A 15,953-nucleotide genomic window follows, 5' to 3' on the forward strand; every position below is an offset into this window, starting at 1 on the left:
CGCATCACTCCCGCGTCTTCATCACCGCGACCAGATCCATCCGGTCGAGCCGCCGCCGCACCAGCAGAACGGCACCCAGGCAGGCCACCAGCACCACGATGCTGGCCTGGGCGAAGGTCGCCGGGCGCAGCACCAGCGGCACCGCGTAGAGGTCCGAGGTGAAGCCCTCGGTCATCGCCCAGGAGATGCCCCAGCCCAAAAGCCAGCCCACCGGCTGCGCCGCCAGCGCCAAAACGACCGTCTCGCCCATCAGGATGGCCGAGACCTCGCCACGGGTGAAGCCCAGGATACGCAGGCTGGCCAGTTCCCGCGCCCGTTCCGAAAGCTGCACCCGCGCCCCGTTATAGGCCACCCCCACGGTGATCAACACCGCGATGGTGACGTAGATCGTGTTCATGATCAGCACGTTTTCCGCGATGGTCTCCTGGAACGACCGCCTGGTGTCGGTCAGCATCACGGTGCCCGCCAGCCCCGGCATGTCCTTCAGCCGCGCGTGCAGGTCTGCCTCGTGCCTCGGGTCTATCAGGATGTTGGCCATGGTGATCTGCGGCGCCTGCCGGAACAGCCGGTTGGCGGTGTCGTAGTCGATGAAGGCGCCGAGGCCGAAATACTGGGTGACCAGCGCCGCGACCGGCAGCTCGTTGGTCTGGCGCTTGTCGCCCTGGAACTCCACCTCGATCACGTCGCCGGGCCGCGCGTCGAGATGTGTGGCCAGCCGGCGGGTCAGGACCAAGGCGTTTTCGGGCACCACCACCACATGGCCCCGCTCATCGACCACCCGCGCCAGGTCGCTGCCTTCGGGCCGGGCCTCCAGCGCGATCTGCTTTTCGCGGTGGCCGTGGCGCAGCTCGGCGCTGAGGTAATATTGGCCCTCCACCGCCATTACGCCGGGCAGCCGGCGGATTTCCTCCAGCACGCTGATGGGCTTGTCCTCGGTGAAATAGAGGATCGCGTCCTGCCGGTTCGACTGGAAGAAGGCGGCATCGACGATCTTGTCCAGCGAATCCTCGGTGAAGGTGGCGGCGACCATCACCGCCACCGCCAGCGCCAGCCCCAGCACCGTCAGCCCCGACCGGACCGGCCAGCGCAATATCGCGCGCAGGATCATCATCGCCGGTTGCGACAGCCGCAGCGCGGCCAGCATCCTGTCGAAGAGGTTGCGCGAATAGCGCGGCGGCGCGGGTGGCGCCATGGCCACCGCCGGCGAAAGACGCGCGGCCGACAGCGCCGCCCGCGCCGCGCCCAGGCCGGCAGAGGCCAGCGCGATGGCCGCCGAAATGGCGTAGACGTCGTAGGAAACGCGGTAGATCAGGAAGGGAAAGTCGAAGAAATCGGCGTAGAGTTCCGCCAGCGCATGGGCCAGCCAGCCGCCCACCGCCCAGCCCAGAACGATGCCCGCCACCGCCACCAGCCCGGCGAGCAGCAGGTAGTGCAGGCAAACCTCCCAGTTGGAATACCCCACCGCCTTGAGCAGCCCGATCTGGCTGCGCTCCAGCGCGATGATCCGGCCCAGCACCATGTTCACCAGGAAGGCGGTGATCCCGAAGAAGACCGGGGGCAGGATCAGCGCGGTGCTTCTCAGCGAGGCGATCTCGGCATCGATGAAGCTGTTGGACACCTGCTGCTCGCGCCCGTAGGCGCCCATGCCGCCATAGGGTTCCAGCAGGTCGTCCAGCCGGTCGATCACCTCTGCCTCGTCGGCGCCGCGGGTCAGGCTCATGCTGACCGAGTTGAACGCCCCGGTCATGTCGAAGGCCGCCGCCGCCGCGCGCTCGGGCATCCAGATGATGCCGAAGCCCTCGTTGTCGGGCATCAGCGCGCCGGGGCCCAGGGTATAGATGTATTCCGGCGAAAGCACCGTGCCGGTGATCGTCAGCGGCCGTTTCCGCCCGTTGAGATTGGCCGAGAAAACATCGCCCGCACCAAAGCCATGCGCGAGGGCGAAGGGCGCGTTGACCATCACCCGGTCGGCCGCATCGGGGTCGGGCAGCCTGCCCGAGCGGATCACCGGTCGGTTGAGCTGCGACAGGCCCCCGTTGGGCAGCGAGATAACCAGGCCCACTGCCGTCTCCTCGCGCCCGGGGATGTCGAGCACGACCGAGCCCGTGACCCGGGTCTCGACGGTGGACACGCCCGGGATCGCCGCGATGGCCTCGACCATGTGGCCGGGCACCCGCCGCGCCGTGACGAACACGTCGGCAAAGCGGTTGCGCTCGTAATAGGCCGCGCGGGTGTCCTCCAGCGCGCGGAACATGCCGAAGGAGGTCAGGAAAATCGCCACCCCGCAGCCCAGCACCAGCGCGATCGCCAGCGCCTGCGCCCAGAGCCGGCGAAAATCGCGCAAGAGCTTGATGTCGATCGCCTCCATCCGGCTCACCACACGATCTCGTGCGGCGCGAGGCGGGTTTCGTTGACCTCCACCTCGGTGATCCGCCCGTCCTGAAACCGCACCACGCGATGCGCCATCTTCCGGATCGCCGCGTTATGGGTGATGACGACCGTGGTCGTGCCGAACCGGTCGTTGATGTCCTTCAGCGCCTCCAGCACCTGGATGCCTGTCTTGCTGTCGAGCGCGCCGGTGGGCTCGTCGCACAGCAACACCTCGGGCCGCTTGGCGATCGCCCGCGCGATCGCCACCCGCTGTTGCTCGCCGCCAGACATCTCGGCCGGGAAATGGTCCATCCGGTGGGACAGTCCCACAAGGCCGAGCGCCTCTTCCGGCGGCATCGGTTCGCGCGCCACGTCGGTCACGAGCTGCACGTTTTCCCGCGCGCTGAGACTGGGCACGAGGTTGTAGAACTGAAAGACGAACCCCACGTGGTCGCGCCGGAAACGGGTCAGTCCCCGTTCGCGCAGGGCGGTCAGATCGGTATCGCGGAACCACACGTGCCCCGAACTTGCCCGGTCGAGCCCGCCAAGGATGTTCAGAAGCGTCGACTTGCCCGACCCCGACGGGCCGAGCAGGACGGCCAACTCGCCCGCGAAAAGCGTCAGGTCGACACCGGCCAGCGCGTGAACCTGCACCTCGCCTGTGTCGTAGACCTTTGTCACGCCCTCGGTTCGAAAGATTGGCCATGCCATCGGGCTTCCTCCACCTTCATAAGGCATGCAAGGGCCGGCGGGTTCAAGGGGGGCCTTCCGGCTGCGCGCGGTCCGGCCTAAGGTGCGCGCGACCCACCGCCGGACAAAGACCGCCCATGCCGCCCGCGCCCCTCATCGTATTCACCGATCTCGACGGCACGCTTCTGGATCACGACACCTACAGCCATGCCGAGGCCGACCCCGCGCTGGCCCGGCTGAAGGCCGCCGGGGTTCCGGTCGTGCTGGCGTCGTCGAAGACCGCCGCCGAAATCGCGCCGCTGCGTGCCGAGCTGGGCTTTGCCGATGTGCCGGCCATCGTGGAAAACGGGGCGGGCGTGCTGGAGGGCGGGGCCGATGCGCCCGCCGCGGGGGGCGATTACGCCCTGCTGCGCGCCGCGCTGGACGCCCTGCCCGACGATCTGCGCGCGCTCTTCACCGGATTCGGCGATATGGGCGCTGGGGGCATCGCGCAGGCAACCGGCCTGTCGCCCGCCGCCGCAACCTTGGCCGCCCGGCGCCGGTTTTCGGAACCCGGCCTCTGGGCCGGCAGCGACACCGACCGCATCGCGTTTCTTGCACTTCTTGCCGAACAGGGCGTGACCGCGCGCGAAGGCGGGCGGTTTCTGACGCTCAGTTTCGGCGGCACCAAGGCGGGCCGGATGGACGAAATCGCCGCGCGCTACGACCATCCCTATCGCGTGGCACTGGGGGACGCGCCCAACGATATCGAGATGCTGGAAGCCGCCGACCTGGGGATCGTCGTGGCCAACCCGCACCGCGCGCCTCTGCCGCCGCTGAAAGGCGAGGCCGAGGGCCATGTCCGGCGCATTGACGCGCCCGGCCCGAAGGGTTGGAACGACGCCATTGAACGGGTTATCACAGAGCGCGGGCTGTAACGCGCAGGAGGCGGGACGGATGGCTGATTTTCATCAAAACGGCAACGTGGCGACCCTGCACAACCTGCGCTCCAGCGATGCCGAGACGCTCAGCCGCGAACTGACCACCTTTTCCCAGACCCGCAAGATCAGCCTGATCCTGCCCTCGCTGTTTTCCGAGCTGGAGGGCGAGGCGCTGCCCAAGATCCTCGACGAACTGGCCGAGGTGCCTTACCTGCATCGCGTCGTCATCGGGCTGGACCGCGCCGATGCCGAGCAATACGCCCACGCGCTGAAATTCTTTTCGCGGCTGCCGCAGGACCACGTGGTGATCTGGAACGACAGCCCGCGGATGAAGGCCATCCACGCAAGGCTCGAAGCGTTGGGGCTGGACCCCGGTGAGCCCGGCAAGGGGCGCAACGTGTGGTTTTGCCTCGGCTACATGATGGCCTGCAAGGACAGCGCCGTGGTGGCGCTGCACGATTGCGATATCCTGACCTATAGCCGCGAGATGCTGTCGCGGCTGGTCTATCCGGTGGCCAACCCCACTTTCTCTTACCAGCTGGCCAAGGGCTATTACCCGCGCATCGGTGAGGGCAAGCTGAACGGGCGCGCCTCGCGCCTGCTGGTCAGCCCGGTGCTGCTGGCGCTGAAAAAGGTGATCGGCGACCGCGACTACCTCGATTACCTGCGCTCTTTCCGCTACCCGCTGTCGGGCGAGTTCGCCATGCGCACCGCGCCCCTGCCCGATTTGCGCATCCCCTCGGACTGGGGGCTGGAAATCGGCGTGCTGTCGGAGGCGTGGCGCAACCTCGCGCCGCAATCGGTGTGCCAGGTGGAAATCGCCGACGCCTACGACCACAAGCACCAGCCCGTCTCGCAAGAGGATTCCACGACGGGTCTGTCGCGGATGTCGATCGACATCTGCAAGTCGATCTTCCGCAAGCTCGCCGCGGACGGCACGGTGTTCACCGAGGAAATCTTCCGCACCCTCAAGGCCACCTATTACCGCTCGGCGCTCGACCTTCTGGAATGCTATTACAGCGACGCGCGCATGAACGGGCTGCACCTCGACCGGCACCGCGAAGAGCGGATCATCGAGCTTTTCGCCGCGAACATCTGGCAGGCCGGGCAGGTCTTTCTCGACAACCCCTCCGAGACGCCGTTCATCCCGACGTGGAACCGTGTTCATGCCGCCGACACCGCGCTGATGACCGACATGCTGCGCGCCGTGGCCGACGATATCGCCGAATTCGGTTAGCAGGCGTCAAAGGGCCCGCCAGAGCCCTGAACTGCTTCAGTGTACGAAAGACCTCACGTGACCCGAGCAGCCCGAGGCGGCGGGCGCGGCCGGTCTATCCATATATCCGAAATGGGTTTTTCCCCTTGGCAAGCCGCGAACGGGTTGATTAGTGTGGACGTATTGTCGCACTCGTAGGGGATTAAGAATGGCAATCCAGATTCCGGAAGCAATTGACGACGCCGCCTTCGGCTTTTCCGTCGAAGGCAATCTGAACATATCCGGCTACCCGTCGGGTGTCGGCAGCGCCGTATCGGTGCTTGGCGATTTCAACGGCGACGGAATCGACGATTTCATCGTCGGGGCGCCGGGCCTGGACAAAAGCGAAATCGGCAGCACCCGAGAGGACGCCGGCGGCGCGTTCATCATTTACGGCGGCTCCGCGCTCGCCTCTGACGTAACCGACGGGGTGTTCGACCTGACGCTGTCGTCGAGCGACCTGGCCGGCAACGGCCTTTATGTGCAGGGCGCGCTGGAATTCGACGACTTGACCGGCACGGCCGCGGGCGACGTCAACAACGACGGATACGCCGACGCGCTGCTGGCCGCCCCGAGCTTTGTCGAGGTCGACGGCGGCCCCTTCGGCACGACCTACGACCACCGCCCCGGCACGGCCTATATCCTCTATGGCGGGCCCTCGGCCGAGGCGCTGGCCGAGGCCGGCACCGGGCTGATCGACTTGGCCGACATGCCGGCCATGAGCGACGGCTCGCCCGCCATCACCATCATCGAGGGCGAGGCGGAGGGCCTGCGCCTGGGGCTGTCGATGACCGGCGGGGGCGACTTGAACGGCGACGGCTTTGCCGACCTGGCGCTGGGGACGTTTCAAGCCGATGGGATTTTTTACGAGCCCGACGGATCGCCGCTGGAGATCCCCAGCTTCCCCGGAATTCCGTCGCCTTCCTCGGCGCTGGGCCGCGTCTACGGGATTTTCGGCGATGAAGAGATGCCCGCGGTAATCAGCCTGGGTGCGGACATCGTCGAGGGCGACGGCAGCCAGGGATTTTACACCGCAGGCTATGTCGAGAGCGAAGACGACGGCGACGGTGGCTCGCGGCCGGTCTTCTCGGGGCTGATCGGGATGTTCGATACGCTCGGGATGGCCGACCTCGACGGCGACGGCCTGTCGGAGTTGATGGTCGGCGCCCCCTTCGGCGGCGCGCTGCAGGACGGGCCCGAGGACTCGCAATACACCAGCGGCGGCCTGTTCTTGCTGCATTTCGAGGACGGCGTGAGCCCCGGCGCCGAGGTCACCCTGCGCGACCAGTATTTCCTGCAGGGCGAGGTAACGGGTGAAATCACGGCGGCCGGTTTCTCGCCCTCCGATCTCGGCGATATCGACGGCGACGGGGTGTCGGATATCGGGGTGCTGGCCCCGCTGCTGGACCGGACCGGCGTGAGCCCGGCGACCAATGTCGGGGCGGTCTACGCAATCCTGGGCGACGAGGGGCTGTTCGATGGCGGCCTGCCGCGGCGCGGCACGCTGGCGGGCGACGGCGATGTGCGCCTGCTGGGCAACGCCGAAGGCGATGCGGCCGACCCCGCCTTCGACCTGCTTTCGGAGGACGGAGAGGTCGACGAAGACACCGGCGGCCTGACCTCTGGCCTTTCGGCCCTCGGCGATGTCAACGGCGACGGTATCGGCGATTTCGGGATCGGGTTTCTGAACGCCGGCGACGGGAAAGGGGCGGTCTATGTCGTGCTCGGCCGCGATGGCGAGGGCAGCCTCACACCGTTCGCGTCGCTCGGCATGGTGTCAGACGACCCCGACACGGCGGGAATGCTGCGGCTTGACGGGGCTACGGCCGACTCGGCCGGCTACGCCCTTGCCAGCGGCGACCTCGACGGCGACGGGACGCCCGAACTGCTGATCGGGGCGCCCGGCGATCTGGTCGCGCTCGACGACGACGGAAAGGTCTACGTCCTGTCGGGCGGCGAACTTTTCGAGGGTGCGGGGGGCAGCACCATCTTCGGCACGCCCGGCGCCGACAGCCTGACCGGCACCGCAGGCGACGACCGGATCGAGGCGGGCGACGGCCCCGACACGGTCAACGCCGAGGCGGGCGACGACGTCGTGCTGGGCGGCGCGACCTCTGCCGACCGGCGCGATGAGATCTATGGCGGCGACGGAAATGACGATATCGACGCGGGCTACGGCAACGATCTCGTCTTCGGGATGAACGGCGACGACCGGATTTCCGGCGGATTTGGCGCCGACGACCTGCGCGGCCAGGCCGGCAATGACGTTATCACCGGCGGGGCGCTGTCCGATCTCGTCTTCGGCGGCGATGGCAACGACTTCGTCAACGGCGGGTTCGGCTTCGACCGGATCAACGGCGGCGCGGGCGCCGACGATTTCTACCATCTCGGCATCGCCAACCACGGCTCGGACTGGGTGCAGGATTACGATGCCGCCGAGGGCGACGTGCTGCTCTTCAGCGACGCCACGGCATCGGTCGACGACTTCAATGTGCGCTTTACGCACACATCCTCGCCCGCAACCGGGCGCTCTGGCGACGACGACGTTCAAGAGGCGTTCGTGGTCTACCGTCCGGAGGGCCTCATCGTCTGGGCACTGGTCGACGGGGCCGGGCAGGACAGCCTCAACATCGAGATCGGCGGCGAGGTGTTCGACCTTCTGGCCTGATCGTCCGGTCGGGCCCTTATGCCCGGTTGGTGATCCAGCGGCACTGGTAGGGCTTGAACGGGATATCGGTGCCCGAGGGTGAAATCGTCTCGCCCGACAAAAGGTCGGTCCAGTTCTCGCTGCCGATCAGGTTGATCGACAGCGGCGAGACCGACACCGTGTCGCCGCTGACGTTATGCAGCGCAAAGATCGACTGGTCGCGGTCGAGGCTCTGCCGCCAGAGCCCGAAAATGCGCGTGTCGAGATGCAGGGTGAATTGCGTGGCGTTGGGATGGAAGGCCGGTTGGCGGCAGCGAATGCCGATGCGCCGCTTCATCCGGCGCAGCACCTGCGACTGCGGGCTGGACGGGTCGTCGAGCCGTTCCAGAAGCGTGGGATAATCCCAGCGGTGGCGGTTGATCGCCCGCTTGACCCCGGTCTTTTCCACGCCGGCATGGTCGTTCGGCGTGGCCAGCAGCGAATGGATGTAAAAGGCCGGCACCCCTTCCAGCGCCATCACGATGGACTGGCTGCAGAGAAAGCGTTCCACCTTCCAGTCGTCGGGGCCCTCCAGCGTGCCGGTCATCGCGTCGAACCAGGTGATGTTCAGCTCGTAAGGCGCCTCGCCGCCGCCGTTGAGCGTGCGCATCGACACCTCGCCGCCAAAGCTGCGCACCGCCTCGATGACGCGGGCGATCTCGTCATGGGGCAACAGCCCCTCGACCGGGCGCATCCCGATGCCGTCATGGGAGGCGGTGAAATTGAGATAGGCACAGCCCAGCTGCGCCGGCGGCATGCCCATCTGCCAAAGGTGCAGATACTCGGCGCTGCCCGACAAGAGCGCGTGAAGGATCAGCGGCGGCAGCGAGAAATTGTAGACCGCGTGCGCCTCGTTGCGGTTGCCGAAATAGGACAGGTTCTCGATGTTCGGCACATTGGTCTCGGTCAGCAGGATCAGCGGCTCGACCGCGAAATCGCACAGCACGCGCATGAGCTGCACGATGGCATGGGTCTGCGGCAGGTGGATCGAGGGCGTGCCCGCCTCCTTCCAGATGAAGGCAACCGCATCGAGGCGGATGATACGGATGCCGTTTTCCACGTGCAGTCGCATGATCCGCAGGAATTCCAGCAGCACCTCGGGATTGCGGAAATCAAGGTCGATCTGGTCGTGGCTGAAGGTGCACCACACATATCGCGTGCCGTTCGCCGTTTCGACCTCGCGCAGCAGCGGGTTGGTACGCGGGCGTACCACGGGCGAGAGATCGTCATCGGGGCTGGCCTCGAAAAAGAACCGGTCGAACGGCGCGTGCCCCTGAAGATATTCGCTGAACCAGTTCGACTGGCTTGAGACGTGGTTCAGCACCAGGTCGGACATCAGCGTGAATTCATCGGCGATGCGGCGGATGTCGGCCCAGTCGCCCAGATGGCTGTTGACCGCCCGGTAGTCGGTCACCGCGAACCCGTCATCCGAGGTGAAGGGAAAGAACGGCAGGATATGCACGCTGCTGACCGTCCCTCTCAGGTATCGGCGCAGGAAATCGTTCAAGAGGTCGAGCGGCTTGTGCGCGCCGTCGATCAGCGTGTTGCCATAGGTGATGACCATCGCGTCATGCGGCGACCAAAGCCGGTTCGACGGGGTGCGCGCGCGCTTGCGCGGGTGGCTGCCCTCGGGCCAGAAGGCAGCGACGAGCGCATTGACCAGCTCGGCCCGGTCGCGGTCGGGGTAGATGCGCCCGACAAGTTCGGACAGCTTTACGCGGAGGGTCTGGGAAGGTTCTGTCATTCTGGCGCGGGCTTGGGGTGCTTCGGCAAACCCTTGCGCGGCGGCGCGGCAATGGCAAGGGTCGCCGCGCTCCCGGGGCGATTTAAGGGGCACATGCCCAAGAAGTGGGCAGAGAACGGGCCGTCGCGCCCGGCATGCCACGCCGCAGCGCGGCGCCTTTTTTGCTTTGACAGGCGGGGGCGGGCCGTGAAACCCTTCCTCCGCAACCAAGGGGGGAGCGATGTTTCTGGGCCTTGATCTGGGAACCTCGGGCCTGCGCGCCAGCCTCGTCGACGAGGCAGGTCGCATCGTTGACACGACCGAGGCCAGCTACCCCGTCGCCCACCCCCATTCGGGCTGGAGCGAACAGGACCCCGCCGACTGGATCGCCGCCTGTCAGGGCACGATGGCCGCGCTGCGCCGGACTCAGCCCAAGGCCTTTGCCGCGCTCAGGGGGATCGGGCTGTCGGGGCAGATGCATGGCGCCACGCTGCTGGGCGCGGACGACAAGGTGCTGCGTCCCTGCATTCTGTGGAACGACACCCGCGCTCATGACGAGGCCGCAGCGCTGGACGCGCTGCCCGATGTCCGGCGGCTGTCGGGCAACATCGTCTTTCCGGGCTTCACCGCGCCAAAGCTGCTGTGGGTGGCGGCGCACGAGCCCGATGTCTTTTCCGCCGTCGCCAAGGTTTTGCTGCCCAAGGATTACCTGCGCCTCTGGCTGACCGGCACGCATGTGTCCGAGATGTCGGACGCCGCCGGCACCTCGTGGATGGACACCGGGGCGCGGGCCTGGTCCGGCACGTTGCTGGAGGCCGGGCAGATGCGGGCCGAACAGATGCCCGACCTGGTCGAGGGCTCGGCGGTCAGCGGGCGGCTGCGCGCCGATCTCGCCGCCGAGTTGGGGCTTGCCGGTTCGGTCGCGGTGGCCGGGGGCGGCGGCGACAACGCGGCGGCGGCCTGCGGCGTGGGCGCGTTGGCCGAGGGCGCGGGCTTCGTTTCGCTGGGCACGTCGGGTGTATTGCTGGCCGCGCGCGACCGCTATGCTCCCGCCCCCGAAACCGCGTTGCACACCTTTTGCCACGCGGTGCCCGAAACCTGGTACCAGATGGGGGTGATCCTGGCCGCGACAGACAGCCTGAACTGGCATGCCCGGATCACCGGGCACAAGCCGGCCGCGCTGTCGGCCGAGCTGGGTACGGCCATCGGCGCACCAGGTTCCCTGCGCTTTCTTCCCTATCTCTCGGGCGAACGGACGCCGCATAACGACAGCGCCATCCGCGGCGCCTTTGCCGGGCTCGACATCGCGACCGAGCGTGCCGACATGACCCGCGCCGTGATGGAAGGCGTCGCCTTTGCCCTGACCGACAGCCTTGAGGCGCTCAAAGCCACCGGCGCGCGGCTCGACCGGCTGCTGGCCATCGGCGGCGGTTCGAAATCGCCTTATTGGGTCGAGCTGCTGGCGACGGTCTTCGGACTGCCCATCGACCTGCCCGCCCAGGGCGATTACGGCGCCGCGCTGGGCGCGGCGAGGCTGGCGATGGTGGCCGTCACCGGCGCCAAGCCCGCCGAGGTCATGACCCCCCCGCCGGTCGCCCGTACCGTCGCGCCCCGGGCGGACCTGACCCCCGCCTACCGCGAGGCCTACCAAGGCTTCCGCGCCCTTTACCCCGCATTGAAGGCCGTGACATGAGCACCGATTTCTTTCCCCTTTCCGCCCCCATCCCCTACGAGGGGCCGGACAGCACAAACCCCCTGGCCTTTCGCCACTACAACGCCGACGAGACGGTGCTGGGCAAGCGGATGGCCGATCATCTGCGTTTTGCCGTCTGCTACTGGCACAGCTTCGTCTGGACCGGGACCGACCCGTTCGGCGGCGACACATTCCAGCGCCCGTGGTTTCCCGCCGACACGATGGAGCTGGCGAAACTGAAGGCCGATGTCGCCTTCGAGATGTTTTCGCTGCTGGGCGCGCCGTTCTTCTGCTTCCACGACCACGATGTGCGCCCCGAGGGCGACAGCTTTGCCGAAAGCCGCGCGCGGCTGGACGAGATGGCCGATTATTTCGGGCAGAAGATGGAGGCCACCGGGGTCGGCCTGCTCTGGGGCACGGCGAACCTGTTTTCCAACCGCCGCTACATGGCGGGCGCCGCGACCAACCCCGACCCTGACGTCTTTGCCTACGCCGCCGGCACGGTGAAATGCTGCATGGAGGCCACGCACCGGCTGGGCGGGGCCAATTACGTGCTTTGGGGCGGGCGCGAGGGGTACGAGACGCTGCTCAACACCAATATCGGGCACGAGGACGCCCAGCTGGGCCGTTTCATGAACCTCGTGGTCGAGCACAAGCACAAGATCGGATTCAAGGGCACGATCCTGATCGAGCCCAAGCCGCAGGAGCCGACCAAGCACCAGTACGATTACGATGTCGCCACGGTCTATGGATTTCTCAAGCGGCACGGGCTGGAAAACGAGATCAAGGTGAATATCGAACAGGGCCACGCGATCCTGGCGGGCCACAGCTTCGAGCATGAGCTGGCGCTCGCCACCGCCCTGGGCATCTTCGGCTCGATCGACATGAACCGGAACGACTATCAGTCGGGCTGGGATACGGATCAGTTTCCGAACAACGTGCCGGAGGTGGCGTTGGCCTATTACCACATCCTCAAGGGCGGAGGCTTCACCACCGGCGGCACCAATTTCGACGCCAAGCTGCGGCGCCAGTCGTTCGACCCCGAGGACCTGCTTTATGCCCATATCGGCGGCATGGATGTCTGCGCGCGCGGGCTCAAGGCCGCGGCGGCGATGCTGGAAGAGGGCAGTCTCGCGGGCTTTGTCGAAAACCGCTATGCGGGCTGGCAGGGCGAGACCGGACGCCGGATGCTGTCGGGCGAGATGAGCCTGGCCGAGATCGCCGCCCATGTCGAGGCCGAGGGGCTGGACCCGCAGCCCCAATCGGGCCGCCAGGAATATCTCGAAAACCTCGTCAACCGCTTCGTCTGATCGCATGGAACCGCCCCGCCAGGTCGGTACCCTGAACGGCGCGCCCCTGATGCGGGCGGTGCTGGACAGCGGCGCGATGCGCGTGGCGATCCTCAACCTCGGCTGCATCACCCAGGATTGGCGGGTGGCGCAACGGGGCCGGGATGTGCCCGTGGTGCTGGGCCATGCCGACCCGATGGCCTATGCGGGCAGCAGCGGCTTTCTGGGCGCCGTGGTGGGGCGGGTGGCCAACCGCACCGGGTTCGGGCGGTTCACGCTCGGGGGGCAGGAGTACGCCTTGCCCGTCAACATGCCCCCCCATCACCTGCATGGCAGCCTCGGAACGAAGCTCTGGTCGATGGAGGCCGACAGCGGCGCCGGGGCCGTGCGGCTGAGCTACACCTCGCCCGACGGCGAAGACGGCTATCCGGGGCGGGTGGCGTTTACCGTCACGATCACGCTGAAAGCGCCGCGGCTTACTTACGAATTCGAGGCGACCCCAGACCGCGAGACCCCGGTGAACCTGGCCCAGCACAACTATTACAACCTGATGGGCGGCGGCGATGTCTACGGCCACGCGGTCGAGATCGCCGCGCAGCGCTATACCCCCGCCGACGCGACGCTGTTGCCCACCGGCGAGATCGCCCCGGTCGCGGGCACCCGATTCGATTTCACCAGCGCCCGGCGGCTGGCAGAGGCCGACCCCGACCGGCAGGGCTATGACCTCAACTATGTTCTGGACGGCGGCCAGCCCGCCGCGACGGTGCGCGCGCCCAACGGGCTGACGCTTCGGCTGACGACCGACCGGCCGGGGCTGCAATTCTATACAGCCGGCGGCCTCGGCGCCGTGGACGGCGGCCATGAGGGCCAAACCATCGGCCCCTTCGCCGGCCTCTGCCTGGAGCCCCAGGGCTTTCCCGATGCGCTGAACAAGCCCGGCTTCCCGCCCATCTTGTGCAGCCCCGAGGCGCCCTACGCCCAGCGTCTGGAGGTCGAGGTTTCATGATCCGCGCCGCGTGCCTGTTGATCCTTTTCGCCCTGCCCGCGCATGGCGATCTGCCTTTGCCCGGCAACGCGCCCTTTTTCCCGGCGCAGAACCCCGAGCAAGTCCGTCTAGGCCGGTTGCTGTTCTACGACCCTATCCTGTCGGGCAGTCGGCAGGTGTCCTGCGCCTCGTGCCATCACCCCGCCTTCGGCACCTCCGACGCGCTGTCGCTGGGGCTCGGCGACGGGGCGCGTGGCCTCGGCCCCGACCGCCGACCGGACCCCGAAAACATGCCCGAGCAGCGCATCCCGCGCAATTCGCAGGCGCTGTTCAACCTCGGCGCCGCCGAGTTCACCCACCTGTTCCATGACGGACGGCTCGAGGTCGACCCGGCGCGCCCCTCGGGCCTGCGCACGCCGCTGGAAGACGAGATGGTGCAGGGCTTTTCCGGTGCGCTTTCCGCGCAGAACATGTTCCCCGTGCTCTCGCCCGACGAGATGGCCGGGCATTACGGCGAAAGCGACGTGTCGGTCGCGGTGCGCCGTGGAATGCTGACCGGCGAGGGCGGCGCGTGGGACATCGTGGCCAAACGCGTGGCGGCGATCCCTGCCTACCGCGCCGCGTTCGACCGGGTGATCGGGGCCGAGACGCCGATCCGCTTTACCGACATCTCCAACGCGCTGGCCGCCTTCATCGCCTGGGAATGGCGTGCCGATGACAGCCCGTTCGACCGCTACCTGCGCAAGGGCACGCCGCTGCCAGAGGACGCCGCCGCCGGGATGGCGCTGTTTTACGGCAAGGCGGGCTGCGCCGATTGCCATTCGGGCCGGTTCCAGACCGATCACGACTTTCACGCCATCGCGATGCCGCAGATCGGCCCCGGCAAGGTGGAACGCTTCGAGAGCCACCAGCGCGATGTCGGCCGGATGCGCGTGACCGGCCGCGCCGAAGACGCCTACAGGTTTCGCACGCCGTCCTTGCGCAATGTCACCGCGACCCCGCCCTATGGCCATGCCGGCGCCTATGACACGCTCATGGCGGTCATTCGCCACCATCTCGATCCGGTGGCATCGCTTTCCGCCTATGAGCGGGCGCAGGCCGTGCTGCCCCCCCTGCCCGGCGCGGCGCCCGATTTCACGGTGATGGACACGCCCGAGGATCTGGCCGCGATCGCCGCGGCCAACGAACTGGCCCTGCAAGAGCTGAGCGACAGCGAAATCGCCCAGCTCATCGCCTTTTTAGGCAGCCTCACCGATCGGGCCAGCCTTGCCGGACGCCTCGGGGTGCCCGACGAGGTGCCCAGCGGTCTGCCTGTCGAGCGGCCGGAAAACTAGATCACTCCGTCCCTGTCACGCAGTCGGCGATGGCGCCGGCCATCCCGACCAGCAGCGCGCCGTAAAGCGCGGGCCCATAATCCAGCGTGCTGCCCGATGGGTCGAGCGGCGCGCCCACCCTCACCCCGGTCCCGTCGACCAGCGCGGCCACGTAGGCCGGGTCGTGCTGGGCCTCGGGGAAGATGCAGACGGCCCCGGCCGCCTGAAGCGTGTCGCGCAGGGCGCGCAGCCGGCCCGCACCGGGGCGGGCCGCATCGCCCAGGGCGATGGCGCCGACAACGTTCACCCCGAAATGATCGGCAAAATAGCCATAGGCATCGTGAAACACCATGACCGGCGCGTCCGCCACGGGGGCGAGGATGCCCCGCGCCTCGGCCTCGGCCGCCTCGATGGCGGCACGGGCCGCGTCGGCATTGGCCGCATAGGCCGCCGCGTTGTCGGGGTCGAGCGCGGTCAGCGCCGCGGCGATCACCTCGACCCAGCGGCGGGCGTTGCCGGGGTCCAGCCAGGCGTGGGGGTCGGTGCCGTCATGCGCGGGCTCGTCATGCCCCGCCTCGGCCTGGTCGTGATCGTGGTCGTGATCGTGGTCATGATTGTCTTCGCCGAGGTCGCGCCGCACCATGCCCTCGGCCGAAATCAATTCGATCGAGGCGCCGCTCAGCCCCACACCGTCGATTGCGCGGTCCAGCCACGGCGTCAGCCGCGGACCCACCCAGACCACCAGATCGGCGCCCTCCAGCGCCCGCGCCTGCGACGGGCGCAACTGGAAATGGTGCGGGTCGGCCCCCTTGTCGAGCAGGATGTCCGGCGCCCCCAGATCGCCCATCACCGCCGCGGCCAGGGCATGCACGGGGGGAATGTCGGTCACGACGCGCGGCACCTCGGCACGCGCCGGCATGGCGACAAGGGCGAGCGACAGAATAGCGGCGATGCGGCGCATGGGCGACCTCCCGAAGATCAAGCGGGGTTGTAGCGGACGGGCAGATATCGATATGTTATAGCGTAACG

The 15,953-nt window shown here is 67.6% G+C and carries 11 protein-coding genes; 7 read left to right on the forward strand and 4 right to left on the reverse strand.

What is annotated here, in order from left to right; genetic code table 11:
* Positions 1-4: 4 nt before the first annotated feature.
* Together Ga0609869_RS03560 and Ga0609869_RS03565 are read right to left on the reverse strand one after the other, a co-directional pair.
* A complete protein-coding gene (locus tag Ga0609869_RS03560) occupies positions 5-2,368 on the reverse strand; it encodes an ABC transporter permease (RefSeq protein ID WP_125408217.1) in 2,364 nt (787 codons plus the stop codon).
* A gap of 5 nt (positions 2,369-2,373) precedes the next feature.
* A complete protein-coding gene (locus Ga0609869_RS03565; protein ID WP_125407707.1) occupies positions 2,374-3,081 on the reverse strand; it encodes an ABC transporter ATP-binding protein in 708 nt (235 codons plus the stop codon).
* Between the two features lie 116 nt (positions 3,082-3,197).
* On the opposite strand from Ga0609869_RS03565, the gene Ga0609869_RS03570 reads away from it, so the two are divergent.
* From Ga0609869_RS03570 to Ga0609869_RS03580, 3 genes are all read left to right on the forward strand, one after another.
* Complete coding sequence (locus Ga0609869_RS03570) at positions 3,198-3,977, forward strand: HAD-IIB family hydrolase (RefSeq protein WP_125407705.1); 780 nt, start codon at positions 3,198-3,200, stop codon at positions 3,975-3,977.
* 19 nt (positions 3,978-3,996) lie between these two features.
* On the forward strand, positions 3,997-5,217 hold the full coding sequence (locus tag Ga0609869_RS03575; RefSeq protein ID WP_125407702.1) for a glycosyltransferase family protein: 1,221 nt from the start codon (positions 3,997-3,999) through the stop codon (positions 5,215-5,217).
* A 187-nt stretch (positions 5,218-5,404) separates the two neighbouring features.
* Positions 5,405-7,903, forward strand: coding sequence for an FG-GAP repeat protein (locus Ga0609869_RS03580; RefSeq protein WP_125407699.1), 2,499 nt, complete (start codon positions 5,405-5,407; stop codon positions 7,901-7,903).
* Between the two features lie 16 nt (positions 7,904-7,919).
* On the opposite strand, the gene Ga0609869_RS03585 is transcribed toward Ga0609869_RS03580, so the two are convergent.
* Positions 7,920-9,665, reverse strand: a complete 1,746-nt coding sequence (locus Ga0609869_RS03585) for a sugar phosphorylase (protein ID WP_125407696.1) — start codon at positions 9,663-9,665, stop codon at positions 7,920-7,922.
* 220 nt (positions 9,666-9,885) lie between these two features.
* On the opposite strand from Ga0609869_RS03585, the gene xylB reads away from it, so the two are divergent.
* The 4 genes from xylB to Ga0609869_RS03605 are packed head-to-tail and all read left to right on the forward strand — an operon-like array spanning position 9,886 to position 14,945.
* Positions 9,886-11,337, forward strand: a complete 1,452-nt coding sequence (gene xylB, locus Ga0609869_RS03590) for a xylulokinase (protein WP_125407693.1) — start codon at positions 9,886-9,888, stop codon at positions 11,335-11,337.
* Positions 11,334-12,647 carry a xylose isomerase gene (gene xylA / locus Ga0609869_RS03595; protein ID WP_125407690.1) on the forward strand — a complete coding sequence of 438 codons (1,314 nt, stop codon included), beginning with the start codon at positions 11,334-11,336 and terminating at the stop codon, positions 12,645-12,647. The genes xylB and xylA overlap by 4 nt, the downstream gene beginning before the upstream one ends.
* A gap of 4 nt (positions 12,648-12,651) precedes the next feature.
* A complete protein-coding gene (locus Ga0609869_RS03600) occupies positions 12,652-13,632 on the forward strand; it encodes an aldose epimerase family protein (RefSeq protein WP_170168854.1) in 981 nt (326 codons plus the stop codon).
* The gene (locus Ga0609869_RS03605) at positions 13,629-14,945 is read left to right on the forward strand and encodes a cytochrome-c peroxidase (RefSeq protein ID WP_125407684.1); all 1,317 of its coding nucleotides are present in this window, start codon (positions 13,629-13,631) and stop codon (positions 14,943-14,945) included. Before Ga0609869_RS03600 ends, Ga0609869_RS03605 begins: the two co-directional genes overlap by 4 nt.
* Position 14,946: 1 nt before the next feature.
* Here the strand turns inward: Ga0609869_RS03605 and Ga0609869_RS03610 are convergent, their stop codons facing one another.
* Positions 14,947-15,885: a zinc ABC transporter substrate-binding protein gene (locus tag Ga0609869_RS03610; protein ID WP_125407681.1), complete on the reverse strand. Its 939-nt coding sequence runs from the start codon at positions 15,883-15,885 to the stop codon at positions 14,947-14,949.
* Positions 15,886-15,953: the final 68 nt, after the last annotated feature.

This window comes from Rhodovulum iodosum (assembly GCF_041020385.1).
Classification (GTDB): Bacteria; Pseudomonadota; Alphaproteobacteria; order Rhodobacterales; family Rhodobacteraceae; genus Rhodovulum; species Rhodovulum iodosum.